This is a genomic window from Armatimonas sp., assembly GCF_043760365.1.
In the GTDB taxonomy this organism is placed as follows: Bacteria; Armatimonadota; Armatimonadia; order Armatimonadales; family Armatimonadaceae; genus Armatimonas.
The window spans coordinates 1-2,147 of the sequence record NZ_JAYUPA010000184.1 but is presented as its reverse complement, the minus strand read 5'-3'; the positions used below and the strand labels follow the sequence as shown (position 1 = coordinate 2,147).

At 60.5% G+C, this 2,147-nt stretch carries 1 protein-coding gene and 1 pseudogene; both read left to right on the top strand.

Features of this window, described 5'->3' with window-relative positions; genetic code table 11:
* Window positions 1-1,794 (top strand): N-acetylmuramoyl-L-alanine amidase (locus tag ACH2EH_RS04610; protein WP_395139401.1); only part of this gene is annotated, 1,794 nt, incomplete at its 5' end.
* Between the two features lie 8 nt (window positions 1,795-1,802).
* Window positions 1,803-2,147: pseudogene (locus tag ACH2EH_RS04605) on the top strand (hypothetical protein); the annotation flags it as partial.

Here is a 2,147-nt window from a genome sequence, read left to right as displayed (position 1 = left end):
GGGATGTCAATGGGGCTTCCTGCACAGGCGCAGAAGTCCAAACAGAAACCCGAGGTAGGGGCCGTTTGGGCGAGCCAGTTCGGGGGCACCATACGAGTGCTCTTTGGAACCGTGCCACTGCCGGTTTCAAGCCTAAATCGCCTGCCGTACCGGGATGCTCGTGACAGTGCTATTTGTGTGGCTCCGGAGTCGCTTGCCGCGCTTGGGATTGTGGCGACGGTAGATGGGGCCTCTGTCAAGCTGGTGGGCTCCGACCGCAACCTGATTATGGTCGCCGCGCGCCAGGGGCCGTTTGAACGCTCTGGCGGGGTCTTTGTAGATGTGGTCGAGGTTCTCAAGACCATGGGAGTTGCTACCCTGACCTACGAGCCTTCCACCACGACTCTGACGCTGCGTGCGGTTTTGCGCGAGGTTGCGCTACAGGGCGATTCGCTTCGTGTCAGTGCGGGCTTGCCGATCACTCCTAAAATTACCACGGAGAACCAGGGATTGCGTGTCTTTGTTGATTTTCCGGGAACGACCATTGCCGAGCTGCCGCCCGCTCTAGAGTTAAGCTCCGCTAAAGTTGCCTCCGTTCGCGCCACCCAACTAGACGAGAACACGGCTCGGTTGACTCTTGAGCTTCTGGAGCCGATGGCACTGAACTGGAGAGAGGGAAAGGCCGCGACCGTGGCGACACTGATGCCGCCTGGTGCCTCCGTGACAATTGCAGCGCCCGTGGCGGTAGCGCCAAAGCCCGCCTTGTCCACGTCTAAGGCACCTCCCGCAATGGTGTTTCGTCGTGTCTCCGCCGTGCCCCTAGGCGATGAGAGACTGCGCTTTACGCTGGAGACGAGCCGCCTCGCTGCGGTACGCCCGTCGGTGCAGAGAGACACTCTCACACTTGATTTTGGTAATATCTACCTGGCTGACTCCGCCAAAGCGGGTGCGGCGGCTCTTGCTGATATGCAGCATCCGCTGATTAAATCTGCGCAGCTCGTGCCGGTCGGGGCTAACGCGGCGCGGCTGGTGATTGAGCTGGCGAGCCAGGTGGGCTACACGATCAAGCATAGCAAGGGAGGTGGCCTGCTGCTTGAGCTGCTCACGCCACGCAAGACCGACGGCCCCCTTGTGGGCAAGACGATTGTGGTGGATCCGGGGCACGGGGGCTCCAGTACGGGCAACCCTGGGCATGATGGCGTTCTAGAGCGCTCCTTGACACTGCCCATGGCGCTCTCGCTGACACAGACCCTGGAGGAGCTGGGAGCCAATGTGATTCTGACACGGGAGTCCAACTTTGACCCTGGTCTTGAGGAGCGCGCCCTGATTGCCAACCGGGCTGGTGCCGATCTCTTTGTTTCGGTTCACTGCAACGACGGTAGCTCCAATCACACGATCCGTGGTGCTGAGGTCTACTACCATGCCCACGAGCCGATCAGCCAGGATGTCGCAAAGTTCATTGCCGATAAGGTCCGGCAGGGCGTCCGTGCTATTCCCGTGCGCGGTGTGCTCTCCGACTACCGAATCTATCCAGGCGATGGCTTTGCGGTGCTGCGTCACTCCCAGATGGCGGGCGTCTTGGTGGAGACGGGCTACATGAGCAATAGTGCAGACTATGCGGCGCTGAAGAACAAAGACGTCCAGATACAGATGGGAGTTGCGATTGCCCAGGGAATCGCGGACTTTTTTGCGGCAAACCCAGACTCTCTGGCGACACGCTATGCCAAGCCTCAGCCACAGAGAGACTACGGTTTTCCGCCCCGTCTCACTTTTCCTGAGAACGACACGTCTGATTCTGCAGCGATTCTTCGGTAAAATAAGCTGTGTCTAACCAGAAACGTGTTTTTCTTGCGCTTGTCTCTGTCTTGATTGGCATGGGAGTGTTTTTTCTCAGCCGCCCTAAGCCCAACTACGTCTCGCCGTACGTGCCTGGAGCCACGCCGCCACCGGTCACGGAGCTCAGCCAGCAGCCGATTCAGGCGACTCCAACGCCCGCACCGGATGCCCCGCCTGCGAAGGCCAACACGGTGACGTACTATCAGATTGTGGACAGCCCCGATGGCCCCGTACTGCGCCCGGCGACGCGCGAGCTGGCGGGGGAGAATCCCACGGACGAAGCGCGGCTGGCGGCGGCAATTGTGGCCATGACCGAGGGGGCGACGCCCGCT